The organism is Citrobacter sp. Marseille-Q5395, assembly GCF_947057495.1.
Classification (GTDB): domain Bacteria; phylum Pseudomonadota; class Gammaproteobacteria; order Enterobacterales; family Enterobacteriaceae; genus Citrobacter; species Citrobacter murliniae.
In genome coordinates this window covers 452,512-474,050 of record NZ_CAMSEL010000001.1, presented here as the reverse complement: position 1 = coordinate 474,050, position 21,539 = coordinate 452,512, and the positions used below count along the sequence as shown (strand labels likewise).

Genomic DNA, 21,539 nt, shown 5'->3' with positions numbered 1-21,539 from the left:
TCAAAAAAACGAGCGCCGCTCAGCGAGAGGTTGGTGACATTTGCAGTCAGAACGACCACAAATCTACTGCATCCTTCAGAAAGCAAAAAACCAGCCCTAAGGCTGGTTTTTCTAAATTTTGGTGCCCGGACTCGGAATCGAACCAAGGACACGGGGATTTTCAATCCCCTGCTCTACCGACTGAGCTATCCGGGCAACGAGGCGCATTAAAACCGATTCGCTTCGTTTCGTCAACGAAATTTCTTCAATTCAATGCAGACTGCACAATCTATCACCAGATTGCTGGTATTGCACGCATTCTCAGGCAAAAAATGCGGTCCATGCAGCGGAAAGCGGCATTGCCAGTAGCAGAGCGGGAAGCATATTAACGACCGCGAACATTTTGATTCCACAAATGCGTAAGCCGGTTGCCAGCAGCAATAATCCGCCTACAGCGCTAAAATCGGCCATCATTGCAGGCGTTGTCAGCGGCAAAATCAACGCAGCACAGGTGACCAGAGTTAACTGGATTGCCAGCACCGGCACGCAAATGGCTGATACCGCAATACCCAGCGAGCAGGCGAAGATGGCGGCGGTGAAGAAATCGAGAAAAGACTTAGCGATTAAAATATTAGGGTCGCCAGTCATCCCTTCATGCATCGCCCCAAAGATCCCGGTACCGCTGGCGCAAAAAAGCACAATGATTGCTACATAGCTTTGGATAAAAGACTCATGCGTTGCATTTACATCTGATCTGGTGAAAACCTGTTGTGCTTTAGCTACAGCAGCGTTAATCCCTTTTTCCAGATAACAAATCTCGCCGATTAACGCGCCGACCAGCGTTGCCAGAACCATGACTGGCAGATTGGCGCACTTAATTACCAGTAAAATCCCAATACCCAGAGAGGCCAGCCCGAAAATAGAGGTCATTGAGACTCGAATACGTTCTGGTAAATGCTGGCTGAGTAGTGTGCCGAGAACACCGCCAAATAAAATGGCGCTGGCATTAATAAAAGGTCCGATTACCACATTCGCTCCTGATTACCCGTTATCGTCTTGATGTTAAAGGCAATGGCCCGGGTGTGTTTATGTTTTCAGATTGCATTATTATGACGCTATCGATCGGAAAAATGGGTGTTTATCTGCAAGATATATGCATAGGATTTTGTCTTGCGCCTGATAGTTAAAGGTGCCAAAATTGCGCGAATTTTCTCCTGTCTGACGGGGCTGCCTGGGATGAATATATTCCCCCTACATCGCCTTCAACATCGCCTTTATGCGCGAAGATTGCCCCTTCCTGCGATATTTTTTCACTCTCCCACTATGCGGTGACGGCAACGCACGCTCACTGCAGGATAACAGTAAAATCAGAGGCTATCTGCTTTTACTGATGTCTGGCGGTCGGGGCTGGTTACCAGTTTGACCTGTCATTTCGTAGGGCGAAGCAATGCAGCTTTGCCCGGGGCTTTTGACTTTCCCGAAACAGGTTTTTGCGCTTATGAAATCAATGAATATTGCCGCCAGTGGTGAACTGGTCTCTCGCCTGTCTACCCATCGTCAGGTGGTGTCGCTGGACAGTACCGATTTTACTGATGTTGCGGCAGTCGTCATTACTGTTGCGGACAGCCGCAGTGGGATCCTTTCGTTGCTTAAACGCACTGGTTTTCATTTGCCCGTGTTTATTTTTTCAGAGACTGATGTGGATGTACCTGCAGGCGTTGAGGCAATTATTCGCGGTAATGCACAGGACTGGCTGGAGCTTGAGTCCGCAGCCTGTCGTTATGAGGAAGAGCTGTTGCCGCCGTTTTATGACACGTTGACTCAGTATGTTGAAATGGGGAACAGCACCTTTGCCTGCCCGGGACATCAGCATGGCGAGTTTTTCAAGAAGCATCCAGCGGGTCGTCATTTCTACGAGTTTTTTGGCGAAAATCTGTTTCGTGCGGATATGTGCAATGCTGACGTCAAACTGGGCGATCTGCTCATCCATGAAGGGTCGGCCAAACATGCGCAAAAATTTGCCGCTAAAGTTTTCCATGCGGATAAAACCTACTTTGTTCTGAATGGCACATCGGCTGCAAATAAAGTGGTGACTAATGCGTTACTGACGCGTGGCGATCTGGTGCTATTTGACCGTAATAACCACAAGTCGAACCATCATGGTGCTCTGATTCAGGCTGGAGCCACGCCGGTTTATCTGGAGGCGGCACGCAATCCGTTTGGCTTTATTGGTGGCATTGATGAGCACTGTTTTAATGAGGAATATTTGCGCCAGCAGATCCGGGAGGTTGCACCGCAAAAGGCCGAACAGCCGCGCCCGTTCCGTCTGGCAATTATTCAGCTTGGCACGTATGACGGGACGATCTACAACGCCCGGCAGGTGATCGACAAGATTGGCAGTCTGTGTGATTACATCCTGTTTGATTCTGCCTGGGTCGGATACGAGCAGTTTATTCCGATGATGGCCGATGGATCGCCGTTGTTGCTGGAGCTTAATGCTAACGATCCGGGGATTTTTGTTACCCAGTCGGTGCATAAGCAGCAGGTCGGGTTCTCGCAAACCTCGCAGATCCACAAAAAAGATAACCATATTCGTGGTCAGGCGCGTTTCTGCCCGCACAAACGTCTGAACAACGCGTTTATGCTGCATGCCTCTACAAGCCCGTTTTATCCGTTATTTGCCGCGCTGGATGTTAACGCTAAAATCCATGAAGGAGAGAGCGGGCGTCGTTTGTGGGCAGAATGCGTGGAGATGGGGATTGAGGCACGTAAAGCTATCATTGCCCACTGTAAGCTGCTCCAGCCCTTTATTCCCCCCGTGATCGATGGCAAACCGTGGGAAACCTATCCGACGAAAACCATCACCAGCGAGCGTCGCTTCTTTAGCTTTGAACCGGGCGCGAAATGGCATGGTTTTTCCGGTTACGCGTGCGACCAGTATTTTGTCGATCCCTGCAAACTGTTGCTGACCACTCCTGGCATTGATGCACAGACCGGGCAATATACCGAGTTCGGCATCCCGGCGACGATTCTGGCGCATTACCTGCGTGAAAATGGCATCGTGCCGGAGAAATGCGACCTCAACTCAATTCTGTTCCTGCTGACGCCTGCAGAAAGCGCAGAGAAAATGGCGCAACTGGTAGCTATGCTGGCGCAGTTTGAACAGCATATTGAGGACGACACGGCGTTGGCTGATGTGCTGCCTACCATCACCAACAAATACCCGGTACGCTATCGGGATTACACGCTGCGTGAGCTGTGCCAGGAGATGCACGATCTGTACGTCAGCTTTGATGTGAAGGATCTACAAAAGGCGATGTTCCGTCAGGAGAGTTTGCCGGTCGTGGCGATGAATCCGCAGGACGCCCACAGTGCCTTTATCCGTGGTGACGTTGAGCTGGTGCGTATTTGTGATGCCGCGGGTCGCATTGCGGCAGAAGGCGCGCTGCCTTATCCTCCTGGTGTACTGTGCGTGGTACCGGGAGAAGTATGGGGTGGGGCGGTTCAGCGTTATTTTCTGGCTCTGGAAGAGGGCGTTAACCTGCTCCCAGGATTCTCGCCGGAGCTGCAAGGGGTCTACAGCGAGACCGATGCTGACGGAATTAAGCGTCTGTTTGGCTACGTCTTGAAGTAAGCGCCATCCGGCAAAAAAAAGGTCACCGACAGGTGACCTTTTCCAATAAATGAAGATTAATGCGCGACGGGTTGGGAGCCAGCCGGTACGCGAACGTGTTTGTATTTAAACAGTGCCACGAAAGCGAACGCCAGAACCAGTGAATAACCTGCGAAGATCAGCCACACGGTCTGCCAGTCAGTAATACCATTCAGTGTATAGTACTCAACCACTTTACCGCTCACCAGACCGCCCAGAATACAGCCGAAGCCGTTGGTCATCATCAGGAACATACCCTGTGCGCTGGCGCGAATTTCAGGTCGCACTTCTTTTTCCACAAATACGGAACCCGAGATGTTGAAGAAGTCGAAAGCACAACCGTAAACAATCATCGACAGAACCAGCAGCACGGTACCGAACGGAGTCGGATCGCCGTAAGCAAACAGACCGAAGCGCAGCATCCACGCCACGATACTGATAAGCATGACGTTCTTGATACCGTAACGGCTTAAGAAGAACGGGATGGTCAGGATAAACAGGGTTTCAGAAATCTGCGAAATCGACATCATCACCGAGGCGTGTTCAACGATAAAGCTACCGGAGAACAGTGGGTTGTTATCGAAGCTGTGCAGGAAGGTATTGCCGAACATATTGGTAATTTGCAACTCTGCGCCCAGCATCATTGAGAAGATGAAGAAAATAGCCATACGCTTGTTTTTAAACAGCGCGAATGCATCCAGGCCGAGCATTGACGTCCAGCTCTGGTTTTTTTGCTGATTGGCAACCGGAATATGCGGCAGCGTCAGGGTAAACAGTACCAGTACCACGGATAATGTCGCGCCGATGTAAAGCTGCATATGACTCAGTTCAAAGCCAGAGAAGCTTACCGCCCACATGGCCAGAATAAAGCCGATGGTGCCCCAGATACGAATTGGCGGGAAGTCGGTGACAATATCCATCCCGGCAGATTGCAGGCGATAGTAAGAGATAGTGTTGATTAGCCCTAACGTTGGCATATAGGCCAGTGAGTTAAGCAAGATCACAAAGAACATGGCCCCTGGCGTGGTGACCTCGGCGGCGGCGAACAGTGTTCCTGCGCCGACCAGGTGGCAAAGTGCATAAACCCATTTTGCACTGATCCATTTGTCAGCCACGATCCCTAACAGCGTTGGCATAAATACGGCGGCAATCCCCAGGGAGCTATACACTGCGCCAATGGATGCACCATCGAATTTAAGGGTGACAAACATATAAGAGCCGAGGGTCGTGAGCCAACTACCCCACAGGCAGAACTGCAGAAAGGAGAGGACTTTCAGCTGCAGCTTAAGATTCATGTTAATTTCCTCACACCGTAATGCGGATGAATGTTTTAAAAGGCACATTTGCCGTTGCAATATGATGTGATTCTATCAATGAGAGACACTCTTTTTTTGTTAGCTGTGACAAATATTTGCAAACAATTTCTAATTGCAAGGTAAAAGAGTGACGGAGTTAACACTTTTGCTCTCCTGACATCCGTTAGCGGAGGTGTCAGGAGAGGACGATGTTAACGTCGACGATAGGTTTTCTGTGCGGAATTAACCTTGTAAAGATAACGACGTGATTCTGCTGATGGATGTCGCGTAGTCAGGGTTTGATAAACATCCCCCGGGGACATGCTGTTGATAATATTTGCGGCCTGAATCTTATCGCTGGAGAAAACGCGCAGCACGCTACCCGCCCCGCCGTTATAGGCGGTGATCACCGCATAGCGGCGCGAGGTCGGATTATCAATACCGCCCAAATAGACATTGTTGAGCATCGCCAGGTAGGCTGTACCCGTGTCGATGTTACTGGCCGGATCAAACAGGAAGCTGCGGCTTGGCGTACCCGAACGCCCCTGAGAGCGGAATACATCTTTCCCGGCGCTGTGTTGTACTACCTGCATTAACCCCAACGCATCGGCATGACTGACAGCATACGGGTTAAAGGACGATTCGGTCTGCATGATTGCCAGAATCAGCGATTCGTCGACACCGTACTTCCGCGATGCCTGCCGTACCATGCCGATATATTTATGTGCTCGCTTATCAAGGTGGTTTGGCACCAGATTGATCGTCACGCTATAGATGATGCGCAGGCCGTTGCTGCGGCTCTTAAGTCGCGTTTGTAGCAGGTAATTCGCGAAGTTTGTTGCACGCCCCTCCCAGCGAATGGGCTGACCGGTATTATCAACCACCTGCCCATACAGGAACGGCTCTTTGGAAATCTTGATATCATCGACATCGGAATAGAGATCGATAGATCCGGGATCATCGCCCATTAGCAATGTCTTGATGATCGCCCGACGCAGGTGTCCGGCGGGATCTGTCCCGGCGATGGTCTCAACGGTTATCGTACCGTCATCAAAGTTGATGTGGCTGCGGGTTTGATACTGATCGGTATACTTTACGTAGTCTTTCGGACCCGCAATCAGTACTTCCTTGAATCCCCACAAATTCTCAATGTTATGAGCAAATTGCCCCATCAGAATATCAAAACCGTTGGTATCCTTGACCCAGGCTTCGTTATAGGTATCGCCTTTTTTGGTCGAACTGGAACAGGAGATGAGCAACGGCGCAATAACGGCAAGCGCGAGAAATTTTTTCATCATTCCGGGAGTGCGTGTTGTGTTTGTTGTTGTATCGTTTTGCCGGAGGGTGGTGTGAGCACCTTATCCGGCCTACGAAATTGTCAGCAAGAGATGCTTATTTTTTATCTTCCGGCGTATAGCCTTCAATATGCACGTCCTTACCTTCAAACAGGAAGTTAATCATTTCCTGTTCCAGCAGTTTACGGTGTTCGACGTTCATCATATTCAGTTTCTTTTCGTTAATCAGCATGGTTTGCTTATGCTGCCACTGTGCCCACGCTTCTTTCGAAATCTCGTTGTAAATGCGTTTTCCCAGTTCGCCTGGGTACAGCTGAAAATCCTGACCTTCTGCATCGCGTTGCAGGAAAGTACAAAAAATCGTTCTGCTCATAAAAAATCCTCTCTATTAACCGACACGTTAAACATGCGTACCGGTACGTAATTGCTGCAACAAACGCTCCACGGGAGCCGCCAGTCCTACCGACGGCGGTTGCGCTAAGTTATACCAGAGCGCATTGCCTTCATCCATGCATGAGGTGAATGAAGACACGGGAAGCCACATAGGCACAATATCTAAATGGAAATGGCTAAAGGTGTGGCGAAACGCATTAAGTTGGGTCAGATTATCTGCGTTAATTTGCCGTTGCGCCAGCCACTGACGTAGCCCATCTTCATCTTCAAACTGCGGAAAACAGTACAATCCGCCCCATAAACCGCTTGGTGGGCGCTGCGCAAGCAATACCTGATCATCATGCTGCACCAGTAAAAAATAGCCTGTACGTTCTGGTAATGTCTGTCTGGGTTTTTTACCGGGGTAAAGTGACCAGCTTGTGTTGGCACTAGCCACACAGCCATTTTCTAGCGGGCACAGGGAACATTTGGGCTTCGAACGCGTACAGACCATCGCTCCTAAATCCATCATTGCCTGATTAAACCGCTCAACGCCTTTAGCTGGCGTAACCTGTTCGCTCAAATCCCAGAGCTTTTTCTCGACCTCTTTTTTACCTGGCCAACCGCTGACAGCATAACAGCGAGCCAGCACGCGTTTAACGTTGCCGTCGAGAATCGGAAAATGCTGACCCAGAGAAAGCGAAAGGATCGCGCCAGCGGTAGAACGCCCGACGCCTGGCAGGGCTGCTACTTCATCAAAGGTTTGCGGAAACGTTCCGCCGTGTAGCGTCACTACCTGCTGAGCGGCTTTATGGAGATTACGAGCACGGGCGTAATAACCCAGACCGGTCCATAAATGAAGGACCTCATCCAGCGGTGCCTGTGCTAAGTCAGTAACCGTCGGGAAGCGCGCCATAAAGCGATCAAAATAAGGAATAACTGTCGCAACCTGCGTTTGTTGCAGCATGACCTCAGAGAGCCATACTTTGTAAGGCGTCTTGTCAATTTGCCAGGGCAGCGTTTTCCGTCCGTATTTGTCGTACCAGCCCAATACCTGAGCTGAAAATTGAGACGCTTGCATGGTTACCGTTTCATAATGACTGGGGGCAAGATTGCAGCACAGCGGCAACGGGGTGTAAACCGGAACTTTCCGCTGCTCACTTTCTTCCTTTACTTGCATCCGGCAACTAACTTTGGATAATGCCCGTTTTCAGAACTCAAACACAGCAGACTAAACTTTTATGAAGAACGACGTCATTTCACCGGAATTTGATGAAAACGGCCGCCCTCTGCGCCGGATTCGTAGTTTTGTTCGTCGCCAGGGGCGACTGACCAAAGGGCAGGAACACGCGCTGGAAAACTACTGGCCGGTGATGGGCGTTGAGTTTAGCGAAGAGCCTGTGGATTTTGCCGCGCTGTTTGGCCGTGAAGCGCCAGTGACACTTGAGATTGGTTTTGGTATGGGCGCTTCGCTGGTGGCCATGGCTAAAGCTCGTCCGGAACAGAATTTCCTCGGCATTGAAGTGCACTCTCCAGGCGTCGGCGCGTGTCTGGCCTCAGCTCATGAAGAGGGTGTCGAGAACCTGCGCGTGATGTGCCATGATGCCGTTGAAGTACTGCACAAAATGATTCCTGACAATTCTTTATCAATGGTTCAGCTCTTTTTCCCTGACCCGTGGCATAAAGCACGTCATAATAAACGCCGTATCGTTCAGGTACCATTTGCTGAGCTTGTTAAAAGCAAGCTGAAACTGGGCGGCGTTTTCCACATGGCTACCGACTGGGAAGCCTATGCGGAACACATGCTTGAAGTGATGTCCTCCATTGACGGATATAAAAACCAGTCAGAGAGTAACGATTATGTACCGCGCCCGGAATCGCGCCCGGTAACCAAATTTGAACAACGTGGTCATCGACTTGGCCATGGCGTATGGGACTTAATGTTCGAGAGGGTGAAATAATGGCAAAGAACCGTAGCCGTCGTCTGCGTAAAAAAATGCATATCGACGAATTCCAGGAATTAGGATTTTCGGTTGCATGGCGTTTCCCGGAAGGCACATCTGAAGAGCAGGTTGATAAAATCGTTGATGACCTTATCAATGAAGTTATCGAGCCGAACAAACTGGCCTTTGACGGCAGCGGCTATCTGGCCTGGGAAGGTCTGATCTGCCTGCAGGAAATTGGCAAATGTACTGAAGAACATCAGGCGATTGTCCGTAAGTGGCTGGAAGAGCATAAACTTGAAGACGTGCGTACCAGCGAACTTTTCGATGTTTGGTGGGACTAAGTAGCAAAGGGTCGGCAAATGCCGGCCCGATTTGTATTGAGGGATAGATATGATGCGCAAAACGCTGCTGGCGGCACTCCTAACGTTCACGGCGATGGCCGCACATGCTGATTACAAGTGCAGCGTCACTCCACGAGACGATGTGATTTTAAGTCCGCAAACGGTGCAGGTGAAAGGTGAAAACGGCGATCTGGTTATTACGCCGACCGGCAATGTCACCTTCAACGGTAAACAATACACCCTGAGCGCTGCACAGCGTGAGCAGGCGAAAGATTATCAGGCGGCGTTGCGTAGCAGTCTGCCGTGGATTGACGAAGGTGCCAGAGCGCGCGTTGAGAAAGGTCGCGTGGCACTGGATAAAATCATCGCCAAAGAAGTGGGCGAAAGCAGTAATATGCGCGGTCGTTTAACCAAGCTTGATGCTCAGTTGAAAGAGCAGATGAACCGGATAATCGAGCATCGCTCCGACGGTCTGACCTTCCATTATAAGGCGATAGATCAGGTCCGCGCTGACGGGCAACAGCTGGTGAACCAGGCGATGGGCGGCATTTTGCAAGACAGCATTAACGAAATGGGAGCGAAAGCCGTGCTCAAAGGCGGCGGTAACCCGTTGCAGGGCGTGCTCGGTAGCCTCGGTGGCTTGCAAACGTCAATTCAGAACGAATGGAAGAATCAGGAACAAGATTTCCAGCAGTTTGGCAAAGATGTTTGCGCGCGCGTCGTAACGCTGGAAGATGACCGTAAGGCATTAGTTAACGGTCTGAAATAACATTCACTTCTCTTTAACGGTACAGAAACATTCTGTGCCGTTTTATTTTGTATTTTCCTGTTATTTTGATATCCACCTCTAAGAACGACAATTTCATGGAAATATAAATCTGGTTAATTGGACAATGTCACATTATTCATCTGTGAGATAGACATAATGCGGCAAATTCAAGTAACTGGAGAAATAACATGGAGTTTTTCAGGAAAACGGCACTTGCTGCACTGGTTATGGGATTCAGCGGCGCGGCGCTGGCATTACCTAACATCACCATTTTAGCCACTGGCGGAACGATTGCTGGCGGTGGTGATTCCGCAACAAAATCCAACTACACGGCAGGCAAAGTCGGTGTAGAAAATCTGGTAGATGCGGTGCCGCAACTGAAAGATATCGCTGTGGTCAAAGGCGAGCAGGTTGTGAATATCGGCTCCCAGGATATGAACGATGAAGTCTGGTTAACGCTGGCGAAGAAGATCAATGCTGAATGTGATAAAACCGACGGTTTCGTAGTCACGCATGGTACGGACACCATGGAAGAAACCGCATATTTCCTCGACCTGACAGTCAAATGCAACAAACCGGTGGTACTGGTAGGTGCAATGCGTCCATCTACTTCAATGAGCGCCGATGGTCCGTTTAACCTGTATAACGCGGTGGTAACGGCGGCAGATAAAGCCTCTGCAAACCGTGGCGTGCTGGTGGTGATGAACGACACCGTACTGGATGGTCGTGATGTGACCAAAACCAATACCACTGATGTTGCTACCTTCAAATCCGTTAACTACGGCCCGCTGGGATACATCCATAACGGCAAAATTGACTACCAGCGTACGCCTGCCCGTAAGCACACTACTTCTACGCCGTTCGATGTGTCTAAGCTGAGAGAACTGCCGAAAGTGGGGATTATCTACAACTACGCTAATGCTTCTGATCTGCCGGCAAAAGCGCTGGTAGACGCAGGTTATGCAGGGATCGTCAGTGCGGGTGTAGGTAACGGTAACCTGTATAAAACGATTTTCGATACCCTGGCGACTGCCGCGCATAAAGGTACCGTGGTTGTGCGTTCTTCCCGTGTACCAACAGGTGCCACCACGCAGGATGCTGAAATCGATGATGCGAAATACGGATTTGTCGCTTCAGGTTCGCTGAACCCGCAAAAAGCACGTGTGCTGTTGCAACTGGCGTTGACGCAAACCAAAGATCCGCAACAGATCCAGACGATGTTTAATCAGTATTAATCTATAAAGATAGCTGCGCTTATCGTCTCTGAGCCCCCAGGCCTGATAAGCGCAGCGCCATCAGGCCTGGCTATTTTCAGTGTTATTCCGCTAAAAACAATTCCAGCAGAGAGTTTAAAAACAGCTTACCGTGTCGGGTAATCTGCCAGAACTCTTCGTTCTCTGTCAGATACCCCTGCGTGATAGCCTCATCAATCTCTTTACGAATAACGTCTTCGGTAAGCCCGGTATATTGGGTAAATTCAGCACGCGGCGCGGCTTCAAGTAAACGAAAACGGTTCATAAAGAACTCGAATGGTTTGTCGGTCTGCGCCACATCACGCTGGCTTTCCTGGTAGCGCCCCTGCATATATCCGCGCGGGTGTCGCGTTTTGGTGGTGCGCAGGATGCGTCCATCTGGAAAAGTGACTTTGCCGTGAGCTCCGCAGCCAATACCAAGATAGTCGCCAAAACGCCAGTAGTTCAGATTGTGCTGACACTGATAACCCGGCTTAGCATAGGCTGATGTCTCATACTGCTGATACCCGGCGGCGGTCAGCAACCGATGGCCCTGCTCAAAAATATCCCACAGCGCGTCATCGTCCGGTAATACCGGAGGGCGTGAGCCAAAGAGAGTATTGGGTTCAATGGTGAGCTGATACCATGATAGATGAGGCGGGTTGAGCGCGATCGCCTGCTGCAAATCGCCCAGGGCCTCTTCCAGGGTCTGATCCGGCAAGCCGTGCATCAGATCAAGATTAAAGCTGCGAAGCCCCAGACCGTTCGCCAGATTGGCGGCGCGTTTGGCTTCTTCCGGCCCGTGTATACGTCCCAGGCGCTCAAGTTTAGTTGCGCTGAAACTCTGCACACCTATGGAGATACGGTTCACCCCAGCGTGTTGATAATCGACAAAGCGATCGGCTTCTACTGTACCGGGATTCGCCTCCATCGTGATTTCTGCATCAGCCGCCAGATTCAGGCGTGCGCGCACACCATCCAGCAGCGTTTGCATTGCCGGCCCTGAGAGCAGGCTTGGCGTGCCACCACCAATAAAAATCGTCTTTACTTCACGACCTTGTGCGTACGCAACGTCGGCATCCAGATCGCTCAGCAGATGCTGAACATAGTCATCATGGGGAACTTCACCCTTCAGCGCATGCGAATTGAAATCGCAGTAGGGGCATTTCTGCACACACCACGGGATGTGAATATAAAGACTCAGTGGTGGAAGCTTAACCATTACGCAGGGCATCCAGCAGCAGCTTCAGCGCTTGTCCGCGGTGGGAGATGGCGCTTTTCTCTTCACGAGTCAGTTCTGCCGCGGTTTTACCTTCAGACGGTACAAAGAAGATCGGGTCGTAGCCAAAACCGCCGTTTCCGACAGGCTCGCGGGTAATCACGCCCGGCCAGGTTCCGTGACAAACAATTGGCGTTGGATCGTCCGCATGGCGCATATACACCAGCACGCAATGGAACTGTGCCTGACGTTTCTCTTCAGGGATATCCCGCAGGGTGTGCAGCAGCTTTTCCAGATTCTGTTGGTCGGTAGCATCTTCTCCTGAATAGCGAGCGGAATAGATGCCTGGTGCGCCGCCCAGGGCGTTGACAGCCAGACCCGAGTCATCGGCAATTGCCGGCAGTCCGGTGATTTGCGCAGCATGACGCGCCTTCAGAATGGCGTTTTCAATAAAAGTCAGGCCGGTCTCTTCAGCGGAGTCAACGCCCAGATCTGTTTGGGCGACAACATCAAGCCCGAAATCGCTCAGGAGAGAGGCGAGCTCACGCACTTTACCGGCATTGCCGGTTGCGAGGACAACTTTTTGCATGGGATACCTAATCAGTTAGTGCCGCAATTTCTGGCGGGATTTGTTGCGGATGAATGATTTTAACCTGTTTGTGACGGCCAAGCTCGCCCTTCTCAATAACAACCTGGCTTTTCGCCACGCGGAATTGTTTACCGAGAAATTTAACCAGATGACTGTTTGCCTGGCCATCGACCGGCGGGGCGGTAATGGCGACTTTTACTTCGTCGCCATGTAAACCCACAATACTGTCCCGGCTGGCTTTAGGCTGAATATAGAGCCGTAAAACCAGACCGTCATCGCAGGGTGTTACGGCACTCATAACGCCATCCACAGCCCCGGCAGCAGCATATTACCTGTCGCCTGTAATACCTCTGCAATCCCCATGTTGATGACATAGAGCAGCAGTACCAGGATCATCGGGGAAAAGTCGATTCCGCCCATGCCTGGCAGTATGCGACGGATAGGACGCAACAGTGGGTCCGCCAGTTGAATCAGCACGTACTCCACGGGGCTACGACCCTGGCTGACCCAGCTCATGATGGCCATGACCAACAGCACCCAGAAAATCAGCAGCCCAATGGTTTTCAGAACAATAAGTACGGCGGCGATCCAGATAATCGGCTGGAATGTGACCACTTTGAATAGCACTATTGCCTTGATAAAACTGAGAATTAACGCGATTACTAACGAGGCGCTGTCGATTGGTCCCATCGGAGGGATAATACGGCGTAACGGCCCAATAATGGGCTGCGTGATTTTCACAATGAACTGCGAGAACGGGTTGTAAAAATCACAGCGGGACCACTGCATCCACACGCGCAATAGCAGCGCCATGGTATACAGCTCAATTACCGTTGAGAGCAGGAAGGTCAACGTATTCATGGTGTTCCTTAGTTTTCCTTAATTTTTTGTGTAATCACGAGCACCAAAAATAGCAGTGCCAATGCGTACCATCGTGCTACCCGCCGCGATGGCAGCATCCATATCATCAGACATTCCCAGTGAGAGCGTGTCGATATTTGGGTAGCGCGTTTTCAGCCCGGCAAATGCTACAGCCATTTGCTGTGCAACTTCAAACTGCCTTACATAATCTGACTCTGGCGCCGGGATCGCCATCAGACCACGCAGGGTAATGCGTGGCAGTGCGGCGATCTCCGCGGCCAGGGTATCAAGTTCAGCTAGTTGAATGCCTGACTTACTGTTCTCATCGCTGATATTAATCTGAATCAGAACATTCAGCGGTGCTAAGTCTGTCGGGCGCTGTTCACTTAGACGGGTAGCGATACGCAGACGATCTATCGTATGGCACCAGTCAAAATGCTCAGCCACCAGACGACTTTTGTTGGACTGCAACGGGCCGATAAAGTGCCATTGCAGACCCTCTACGCCGCTTTCTTTGAAGTAGCGGATCTTGTCCACACCTTCCTGAACATAGTTTTCGCCAAAGGCACGCTGCCCTGCGGCAATGGCTTCTTCGATGGCGCTCGCAGGTTTGGTTTTACTTACTGCAAGCAACGTAACTTCTTCTGAAGACCGCCCGCAACGCGTCGCGGCGGCTAAGATTTTGTCCCGGACATGTGCCAGGTTATGCGCGATATCGTTCATTTTCCGAGGATGTTCATATGAATATGGAAGAAATAGTGGCCCTTAGTGTAAAGCATAACGTGTCGGATCTACACCTGTGCAATGCATGGCCTGCGCGCTGGCGCATACGGGGGAGGATAGAAATTGCGCCGTTTACTGCGCCAGATGTGGAACAACTGCTGATGGGCTGGCTCAGCGATCAACAACAGGTACAGTGGCGGGAAAGTGGACAGATTGATTTTGCCATTGCGCTGGCGGACTCTCGTCGTCTGCGCGCCAGTGCATTTGCCCACCAACAAGGGACTTCGCTGGCTCTGAGGTTGCTGCCGGCCGCCTGTCCGAACCTGGAGGCATTGCAGACACCTGACCTTATATCTGAACTGCTACATAGTGAAAATGGGCTGATTTTGGTGACGGGAGCCACGGGGAGCGGGAAGTCTACAACACTGGCGGCGATGGTGGAGTACCTTAATCTGAACGTTGAAGGACATATTCTGACGCTGGAGGATCCTATTGAATATCGCTATACCAGCAAGCGCTGTTTGATCCAACAGCGCGAGATGGGGGCGCATTGCAGCTCTTTTGCCGCAGGATTAAGAGCTGCGTTGCGTGAAGATCCCGACGTTATTTTATTGGGAGAACTACGCGACAGCGAAACCATCCGCCTGGCGTTAACCGCCGCAGAAACCGGGCATCTGGTGCTGGCAACGCTACATACGCGTGGTGCGGCGCAGGCGGTGGAGCGGCTGGTGGATACTTTTCCCGCGCAGGAGAAAGATCCGGTTCGTAATCAACTGGCGGGTAGCTTACGGGCGGTGCTCTCGCAAAAGCTGGAAGAAGATAAGCAGGGAGGGCGAGTGGCGTTATTTGAGTTGCTGGTAAATACTCCGGCTGTCGGCAATCTGATCCGCGAGGGGAAAAACCACCAGCTCCCCGGTGTTATACAAACCGGGCAACTGGCAGGTATGCAGACTTTCGCTCAGAGCCTGCAGCAGCGTCAGGCGCAGGGCAGGCTGTAATGGGCTGAGGGTTTATGCTGGAGCAAAATGAAACGATGACCTTTTAGTAACCCTGCTCGAAATAACTTTCGAGAATAACGACGGCAGAGGCGGAGTCCACTTTGCCTTTATTCAACGCACGGTATCCACCCTGCTCAAACAGACCGGAGCGCGCCTCCACTGTGCTGAGGCGTTCATCGTGAAGTGTCACAGTTACGCCAAAACGACCGTGAATTCGGTTGGCGAACTTGCGTGCGCGTGCGGTAAGGGGTTGCTCAGTGCCATCCATATTCAGCGGCAGGCCGACAATGACCTCATCCGGCTGCCACTCTTTAAGCAGGCGCTCAATCAAACTCCAGTCCGGCGTGCCATCCTGTGCTTTGATGGCGGGCAGCGGTCTGGCTGTACCGGTAATGCGCTGACCAATAGCCACGCCAATACTTTTGGTACCAAAATCAAAGGAGAGTAATGTTTCGCTCATTATGCATGCCCTGCCACGCCAGGCATGGTCAGAATATCTATCCCGATAAGTTTCGCTGCATCGCGCCAGCGATCAGCAATCGGTGTTTTAAATAAAATGTTGAGATCGGCGGGGGCTGTGAGCCAGGCGTTATCCAGCAATTCTTGCTCCAGCTGACCTTTTTCCCAGGACGAATAACCTAGCGCGACCAGTACTTCGGAGGGTTGTTCCTGTGTACCTAAGGTTTCTAATACATCGCGGGAAGTCGTGATGATGGTGTTATCTGAAATAAGAATACTGGATGCGAAGCGCGAAGGCGGGGTATGCAGAATAAACCCACGATCTTCTGCCAGTGGGCCGCCAAGCATCACGGCTTTATCCAGACGAATAGCCGGGTCACGCGCCTCTGGTGTAATTTTCAGTTTTTCCAGTATCCCTTCAATCTGTAAATTTTCCAGGGGTTTATTGATAATAATCCCCATCGCGCCGTTTTCATTATGCTCACAAATGTACACCACGGAACGGCGGAAAATCGGATCCTGGAGGGCAGGCATGGCAATAAGAAAGTGATGCTGTAAATTCATTGTCAGAGGTTCTGTTTCCTGGTTCAAAAAAGCAACAGTGTGCAGTATGTGGGGAAAGCCCTTAATTGTCACTCATGTAAGGCGTCTTTTGCCGGAAAGTAGCGCTTTTCCGGTTTGTAGGAGGCGAAAAACGTAGGCCGGATAAGACGCTTTAGCGTCGTCATCCGGCATTAAACGCTTTATTTCTGCAGACGTGCCTCGATAGCATCCATCAACATACCGGTAATGGAAACCGGGAATTCTGCTTCAATCTCACGAATACAGGTCGGGCTGGTGACGTTAATTTCCGTCAGGCGATCGCCAATGATATCCAGACCCACAAAAATCAAGCCTTTGGCTTTCAGGGTGGGACCAATGCGACGCGCAATTTCCCAGTCGCTGTCGGTTAACGGACGAGGTTCGCCACGACCACCGGCGGCCAGATTGCCTCGGGTTTCTCCACCTTGTGGAATACGTGCGAGGCAATACGGAACGGGTTCGCCATCAACCACCAGCACGCGTTTGTCACCGTCTTTAATCGCCGGCAGGTAGTTCTGTGCCATACAGTAGCGGGTGCCGTGCTCGGTCAGCGTTTCAGCAATTACGCCCAGGTTCGGATCGCCTTCCTTCACGCGGAAGATAGACGCTCCGCCCATGCCGTCCAGCGGTTTAAGAATGATATCGCTGTGTTTCTGCCAGAAGGCTTTCAGTTGTGCTTTGTTGCGTGTGACCAACGTTTCCGGGGTCAGGTCGGCAAACCAGGCGGTGAACAGCTTTTCATTACAATCGCGCAGACTCTGCGGTTTGTTAACGATCAGTGTCCCTTTCTCTTCAGCGCGTTCCAGAATATAGGTCGCGTAGATAAACTCGGTATCAAACGGCGGATCCTTGCGCATCAGAATGACGTCCAGGTCTGCCAGCGGCAGATCCTGCTCGCTGTTGAACTCATACCATTTGTCGTAGTTCTGCTCTACGCTCAGGGTACGCGTACGGGCGCGGGCTTCACCGTTAATCAGATAAAGATCGGCCATCTCCATATAGTGAAGTTCGTAACCACGGCGTTGTGCTTCCAGCAGCATAGCGAAGCTGGAATCTTTCTTGATGTTGATGCTTGCGATGGGATCCATCACGATGCCGAGCTTGATCATTGTTCTTCTCCGTTAAAAGCCCAACCTCTTAGGCTATTTTTCTTGCCAGTTTAAACCTGGGCAGTGCTCGCAATCCTCACGTACTGCGTGTACGCTCCGGTTGCTGTGCGCTGTCCATGTTCAAACTAGCTGCGACAATTACGCCTAATAGGGCGGTCTTAGCCCAGATCACCAAAACGCACCTGTAGCGCGGTAATGGCGGTGAGCGCAGTTGTCTCAGTACGCAGAACGCGAGGTCCTAACAGGATATCAGTAAACTGATAACGTGCGGTCATGGCAATTTCATCTGCCGACAACCCACCTTCCGGGCCAATCAGCAACCGGATGCGCTCTACGGGTAGCGGCAGAGTGTTGATGCTCGCGCTGGCGCGAGGATGAAGGTTTAGCTTCAATCCCTCATCCTGTTCGGCGCACCAGGCTTCCAAATCCATCGCCGGGCGAATTTCAGGTACCCGGTTACGACCGCACTGTTCACAGGCAGCAATAGCTATTTTCTGCCACTGCTGGAGCTTCTTGTTCAGGCGTTCACTATCCAGTTTAACGCCGCAGCGCTCAGAAAAAAGTGGCGTAATGAGGCTTACACCCAGTTCAATCGATTTCTGGATAGTAAATTCCATCTTTTCGCCGCGAGACATAACTTGTCCAAGATGGATATGCAGCGGTGATTCACGATCGTCGTGCTCAGCGCTAAGTACTTTCACATCCACACTTTTCTTGCTGGCATGGGTGATTTCGGCGTCAAATACTTGATTGCTACCGTCAAACAGTTGTAGCGCCTGGCCCGCGCCCATACGCAGCACGCGGCCGATATGGTTGGCGGCATCTTCACACAATGAAATTTGGCTGCCGGAAGAGAGTGGTTCAGGGTGATAAATGCGAGGAATGCGCATAGTTAACCATCCGCGTCATGGCCCTGAGCAACTTAAAGGTCAGGGCATGGGTTAAAAATATTGACGCTAGTGTAGGTTAGCTCTTTTGCGCCTGGCAAGCGCGTTGCACGTATGGGTTATGGTTACCCTGTATCTTAGCGATGCGTTCGTCGCGTTCACACTCCCAGTCCGTCACCGGATATTGCTTATTCCAGGCATTAAAAAGCTGGGTTTGCTGGCGGGAAAGCGTCAGATTGTACTGGTCGCGCATATAAAAATAGGTACGAGCAATGGCACCACGAGCGCGTGCAGGCGGCTCGGCCACTTTTTCTTTAAAGTCGACCTTCATGGCGCACTGTCCGTACTGACCTTCACCGCCGTTCCACTGGCTGTACATGAAGTTAGCTCGATCGCCATTCACTTCACCCACCGCCGGTTGCAGGTTATGCATATCGCTTTCCATTTTGCGATAGACCGGATCTTTGGCACAGTTTTTACGTCCGCCGTCTTGCCAGCACTGGCGTTGATGACCAAATTGCCAGGCTGGCACGACATGTTCCCATTCAATACGGCTGGCACGATTTTCATTTTTTCGCACTTTATAGCCGCAGGAGGCCAGGTCAACGACCCCTTTTTTTCCCTGCCAGTTAATTTTACATCCGCAGTAGAAATCGCCAGGCGCATCGGCGTTAACTTTTACTCCTGCCGTTTTCGCTTGTGAAAAACTGTTAATGCCTTCGGCTAAAACCGGACCAGATAGCGCTGTGGCCAGCAACGCCACGGCAAAAGAGAGATTACGGTACATCACGAACTCCGTGTCAAATCGAGCGCGCAACGTAGCGAAAGTTGTTCCTGTATGCAATCAGCAGGATCAGAAAAGTTCCTGATAATTCGCAGGATTATTCGGCAACCAACGGTTCACCGCAGTGGACGCAGCGATAAGTCGCTTCACCACGAACAACGCGATTGTGGCGACGGACAGTGAGCTGGTGCTCCTGGCACTTACAGTGGTAGGTATAAGTATTGCGTCGTACTGACTGAAGTTCGAACTGATGCGTGCGTCTGGCCGGTACGCCCAGCACATTCTCCATCATCCATTTCCACTCTTTACCGTGTGGCGGTACGCGGCCAAAGTATTTCCAGACCAGCAAATGCGCCAGTTCATGAGGAACGACCTCTTCAACGAACGCCTCGACGTTTTCCATCAACAGTACCGGGTTGAGGCGGATTTCATAGTTTTGCAGCCACGCCGTACCCGCTGCGGTGCCACGTTGTTGATAAACCAGCTTTGGTTCCGGGTAATTACGTTCCAGCTTTTGGTTTGCCTGGGCGAGTTTTTCCCGCAGGCTGCGCATTACGGCTTGCTGGATCGCGATGGGTAGACGGGAGGTTTTCATAACGCCAGAGGATAATGGGACAGGAAAAGGACTGCAAGAGGGAGGCTTCCCCCGGTGGGGGAGGAAGCCTCAGATGATTAGTCGTGTGCGCCGATTTCGCGCAGTTTACGGCCTTTCATCAGGTTACGTTCAATGTGTTCCAGAGAAACGTTTTTGGTTTCCGGAATCAGCCACAAGGTCAGGAAGATGAACAGGACGTTCAGACCACCGTAGACCCAGAAGGTATTGGCGCTTCCCAGCGAGTTCAGCATCGTCAGGAAGGTTGCGCCGACAATCATGTTGGCAATCCAGTTGGTTGCAGTAGAACAGGTAATCCCGAAATCGCGGCCTTTCAGCGGCTGAATTTCAGAACACAGTACCCAAATCAGCGGACCGGCACTCATTGCGAAGCCAACGATAAACATTAGCAACATCAACACTGCGAAGTACTGGGCAGCAGCAGAATGAATACCCACATGCATCATGGTACCCAGCACGCCCATACCAACGGCCATGACGATAAAGCCGAGGATCAACGTTGGTTTACGGCCCCAGCGATCAACCAGGCCAATGGCAATAAAGGTAGCCAGTACGTTGGTCAGGCCAACGATAACGGTGCCCCACATCTGCTCAGTGGTGTTGGTGTAACCCGCCAGTTCAAAGATTTTTGGCGCGTAGTACATGATGACGTTCATCCCGGTGAATTGCTGCATCACCTGTAACAGCACGCCGAGGAATACCGCGCGACGGAAGTTGCTGTTCTCTTTAAACAGCGCCCAGCCACTCTGTTTCACCTGCAGGCTTTCACGAATTTCATCCAGCTCGCGCTTGGCTTCTGCGCTGGTATCTCGCAGGCGCAACAGCACCCGTTCGGCATCAACAAAGCGACGTTTGGCGGCGAACCAGCGTGGACTGTCCGGCAGGAAGAACACGCCAACCAGTAGCAGCAGAGCAGGGATTATAATTACGCCCAGCATCCAGCGCCATGCGCCGCTATAGCTAAATGCGGTATCGGACAGATAGGCACCGAGGATCCCGATGGTGATCATCAACTGATACATGGAGATCATGCTGCCACGGATCTTTTCCGGCGCAATTTCGGACAGGTACAACGGTGCGGTGTAGGACGCGACGCCAACCGCCAGGCCCAGCAGTACGCGGGAGAGGAGCAGCACTTCAACATTCGGTGCGGCTGCGGAGAACAGCGACCCTGCGACAAACAGGATGGCGCCGATCATCAGGCTTTTTTTACGCCTCAGCTTGAAGGAGAGCCAGCCACTGCCGACAGCCCCTACGGCTGCACCAAACATCATGGAACTCACCACCCATTCCTGAGTGTGTGCGGAAATTTGAAACTCGTCGGTAATGAAAGGTAAAGCACCGGCAATAACACCGATATCCAGGCCAAAAAGTAATCCTGCCAGGGCTGCAAGAAAGCAGACAAAAAATGTCATGGCTTTGTTGGAACGCCCCTGTTTTTTATTGTCAGGCATGATGCCCTCCGGTTGGGTAGCTAGTTTTGTTGATGTTAAGGGTAGGTGAGTACGGAGTAAAAAAATGCGATTTTCATCACATTAGTGTAATCGCTTACACTAACATTCATATTGATTATGTATTATCTTATTGAAAATAAAGATTTTTAATAATGGTGTTTGGTGAGTGATTGCCTGGAATTAAGACGATGCTGAAAAAATATGTAACAGTATTGAAACTATAGAAATAAGGCAATGTGAATTCAGTGTGGGTTGATATCAACTGAATGTAATCGCTTTCATTTGTAGTGAAAGTCACGTGTAAAACGCATTGCCAGTGGGCTGAGTTGTGGGCGAGGCGAAGGCAAAAAAAAAGACCAGCCTTCAGGCTGGTCCTAATT

General features: G+C 51.2%; 23 protein-coding genes and 1 tRNA gene. 6 read left to right on the top strand and 18 right to left on the bottom strand.

The window, feature by feature from the left end; genetic code table 11:
- Positions 1-119: 119 nt before the first annotated feature.
- Both OH663_RS02160 and OH663_RS02155 read right to left on the bottom strand, forming a co-directional pair.
- Positions 120-195 (bottom strand) — tRNA-Phe (locus tag OH663_RS02160).
- Between the two features lie 105 nt (positions 196-300).
- Positions 301-1,008, bottom strand: a complete 708-nt coding sequence (locus OH663_RS02155) for a DUF554 domain-containing protein (RefSeq protein WP_200009982.1) — start codon at positions 1,006-1,008, stop codon at positions 301-303.
- Positions 1,009-1,477: 469 nt separating this feature from the next.
- On the opposite strand from OH663_RS02155, the gene OH663_RS02150 reads away from it, so the two are divergent.
- Positions 1,478-3,613, top strand: coding sequence for an ornithine decarboxylase (locus OH663_RS02150; RefSeq protein WP_200009981.1), 2,136 nt, complete (start codon positions 1,478-1,480; stop codon positions 3,611-3,613).
- 56 nt (positions 3,614-3,669) lie between these two features.
- Here OH663_RS02150 and OH663_RS02145 read toward each other — a convergent pair whose 3' ends face one another.
- The 4 genes from OH663_RS02145 to mutY form a co-directional block, all read right to left on the bottom strand.
- Complete coding sequence (locus tag OH663_RS02145) at positions 3,670-4,926, bottom strand: nucleoside permease (protein WP_045447421.1); 1,257 nt, start codon at positions 4,924-4,926, stop codon at positions 3,670-3,672.
- A 212-nt stretch (positions 4,927-5,138) separates the two neighbouring features.
- Entirely contained in the window at positions 5,139-6,224 is a 1,086-nt protein-coding gene (gene mltC, locus OH663_RS02140) for a membrane-bound lytic murein transglycosylase MltC (protein WP_136345243.1), read from the bottom strand.
- 94 nt (positions 6,225-6,318) lie between these two features.
- The gene (locus OH663_RS02135; RefSeq protein WP_045447415.1) at positions 6,319-6,594 is read right to left on the bottom strand and encodes an oxidative damage protection protein; all 276 of its coding nucleotides are present in this window, start codon (positions 6,592-6,594) and stop codon (positions 6,319-6,321) included.
- 27 nt (positions 6,595-6,621) lie between these two features.
- Complete coding sequence (gene mutY, locus OH663_RS02130; protein ID WP_200009980.1) at positions 6,622-7,674, bottom strand: A/G-specific adenine glycosylase; 1,053 nt, start codon at positions 7,672-7,674, stop codon at positions 6,622-6,624.
- A gap of 160 nt (positions 7,675-7,834) precedes the next feature.
- Here mutY and trmB point away from each other — a divergent pair, with 160 nt between their 5' ends.
- The 4 genes from trmB (at position 7,835) to ansB (ending at position 10,884) form a co-directional block, all read left to right on the top strand.
- A complete protein-coding gene (gene trmB / locus OH663_RS02125) occupies positions 7,835-8,554 on the top strand; it encodes a tRNA (guanosine(46)-N7)-methyltransferase TrmB (protein WP_045447409.1) in 720 nt (239 codons plus the stop codon).
- Positions 8,554-8,880: a YggL family protein gene (locus OH663_RS02120; RefSeq protein WP_045447406.1), complete on the top strand. Its 327-nt coding sequence runs from the start codon at positions 8,554-8,556 to the stop codon at positions 8,878-8,880. Before trmB ends, OH663_RS02120 begins: the two co-directional genes overlap by 1 nt.
- A 49-nt stretch (positions 8,881-8,929) precedes the next feature.
- Entirely contained in the window at positions 8,930-9,649 is a 720-nt protein-coding gene (locus tag OH663_RS02115; protein WP_045447403.1) for a YggN family protein, read from the top strand.
- A gap of 188 nt (positions 9,650-9,837) precedes the next feature.
- Complete coding sequence (gene ansB, locus OH663_RS02110) at positions 9,838-10,884, top strand: L-asparaginase 2 (RefSeq protein ID WP_200009979.1); 1,047 nt, start codon at positions 9,838-9,840, stop codon at positions 10,882-10,884.
- Positions 10,885-10,966: 82 nt separating this feature from the next.
- On the opposite strand, the gene hemW is transcribed toward ansB, so the two are convergent.
- Genes hemW through OH663_RS02085 form a run of 5 tightly spaced genes read right to left on the bottom strand, consistent with a single transcriptional unit; the run spans position 10,967 to position 14,273 of the window.
- Entirely contained in the window at positions 10,967-12,103 is a 1,137-nt protein-coding gene (gene hemW / locus OH663_RS02105; RefSeq protein WP_045447397.1) for a radical SAM family heme chaperone HemW, read from the bottom strand.
- The gene (locus tag OH663_RS02100) at positions 12,096-12,689 is read right to left on the bottom strand and encodes an XTP/dITP diphosphatase (protein ID WP_045447394.1); all 594 of its coding nucleotides are present in this window, start codon (positions 12,687-12,689) and stop codon (positions 12,096-12,098) included. The genes hemW and OH663_RS02100 overlap by 8 nt, the downstream gene beginning before the upstream one ends.
- 7 nt (positions 12,690-12,696) lie before the next feature.
- Positions 12,697-12,987 carry a DUF167 family protein YggU gene (gene yggU / locus OH663_RS02095; protein ID WP_003027101.1) on the bottom strand — a complete coding sequence of 97 codons (291 nt, stop codon included), beginning with the start codon at positions 12,985-12,987 and terminating at the stop codon, positions 12,697-12,699.
- Positions 12,984-13,550, bottom strand: a complete 567-nt coding sequence (locus tag OH663_RS02090; protein WP_045447391.1) for a YggT family protein — start codon at positions 13,548-13,550, stop codon at positions 12,984-12,986. The genes yggU and OH663_RS02090 overlap by 4 nt, the downstream gene beginning before the upstream one ends.
- 18 nt (positions 13,551-13,568) lie before the next feature.
- Positions 13,569-14,273 (bottom strand): YggS family pyridoxal phosphate-dependent enzyme, encoded by a 705-nt coding sequence (locus OH663_RS02085; protein ID WP_200009978.1) that lies wholly within the window; start codon positions 14,271-14,273, stop codon positions 13,569-13,571.
- Between the two features lie 17 nt (positions 14,274-14,290).
- Here OH663_RS02085 and OH663_RS02080 point away from each other — a divergent pair, with 17 nt between their 5' ends.
- Positions 14,291-15,271, top strand: coding sequence for a type IV pilus twitching motility protein PilT (locus OH663_RS02080; protein ID WP_045447384.1), 981 nt, complete (start codon positions 14,291-14,293; stop codon positions 15,269-15,271).
- A 43-nt stretch (positions 15,272-15,314) separates the two neighbouring features.
- Here the strand turns inward: OH663_RS02080 and ruvX are convergent, their stop codons facing one another.
- The 7 genes from ruvX to galP all read right to left on the bottom strand — a co-directional run bounded on the left by ruvX (position 15,315) and on the right by galP (position 21,159).
- Entirely contained in the window at positions 15,315-15,731 is a 417-nt protein-coding gene (ruvX, locus tag OH663_RS02075; protein WP_045447381.1) for a Holliday junction resolvase RuvX, read from the bottom strand.
- The gene (locus OH663_RS02070) at positions 15,731-16,294 is read right to left on the bottom strand and encodes a YqgE/AlgH family protein (protein ID WP_045447378.1); all 564 of its coding nucleotides are present in this window, start codon (positions 16,292-16,294) and stop codon (positions 15,731-15,733) included. Before OH663_RS02070 ends, ruvX begins: the two co-directional genes overlap by 1 nt.
- 179 nt (positions 16,295-16,473) lie before the next feature.
- Positions 16,474-17,421: a glutathione synthase gene (gshB, locus tag OH663_RS02065; protein WP_045447375.1), complete on the bottom strand. Its 948-nt coding sequence runs from the start codon at positions 17,419-17,421 to the stop codon at positions 16,474-16,476.
- Between the two features lie 158 nt (positions 17,422-17,579).
- Complete coding sequence (gene rsmE / locus OH663_RS02060) at positions 17,580-18,311, bottom strand: 16S rRNA (uracil(1498)-N(3))-methyltransferase (protein ID WP_045447373.1); 732 nt, start codon at positions 18,309-18,311, stop codon at positions 17,580-17,582.
- A 76-nt stretch (positions 18,312-18,387) separates the two neighbouring features.
- Positions 18,388-19,095: a deoxyribonuclease I gene (endA, locus tag OH663_RS02055; protein WP_200009977.1), complete on the bottom strand. Its 708-nt coding sequence runs from the start codon at positions 19,093-19,095 to the stop codon at positions 18,388-18,390.
- 94 nt (positions 19,096-19,189) lie between these two features.
- Entirely contained in the window at positions 19,190-19,687 is a 498-nt protein-coding gene (locus OH663_RS02050) for a SprT family zinc-dependent metalloprotease (protein WP_045447367.1), read from the bottom strand.
- 77 nt (positions 19,688-19,764) lie between these two features.
- Positions 19,765-21,159 carry a galactose/proton symporter gene (gene galP / locus OH663_RS02045; protein ID WP_200009976.1) on the bottom strand — a complete coding sequence of 465 codons (1,395 nt, stop codon included), beginning with the start codon at positions 21,157-21,159 and terminating at the stop codon, positions 19,765-19,767.
- Between the last annotated feature and the right edge of the window lie 380 nt (positions 21,160-21,539).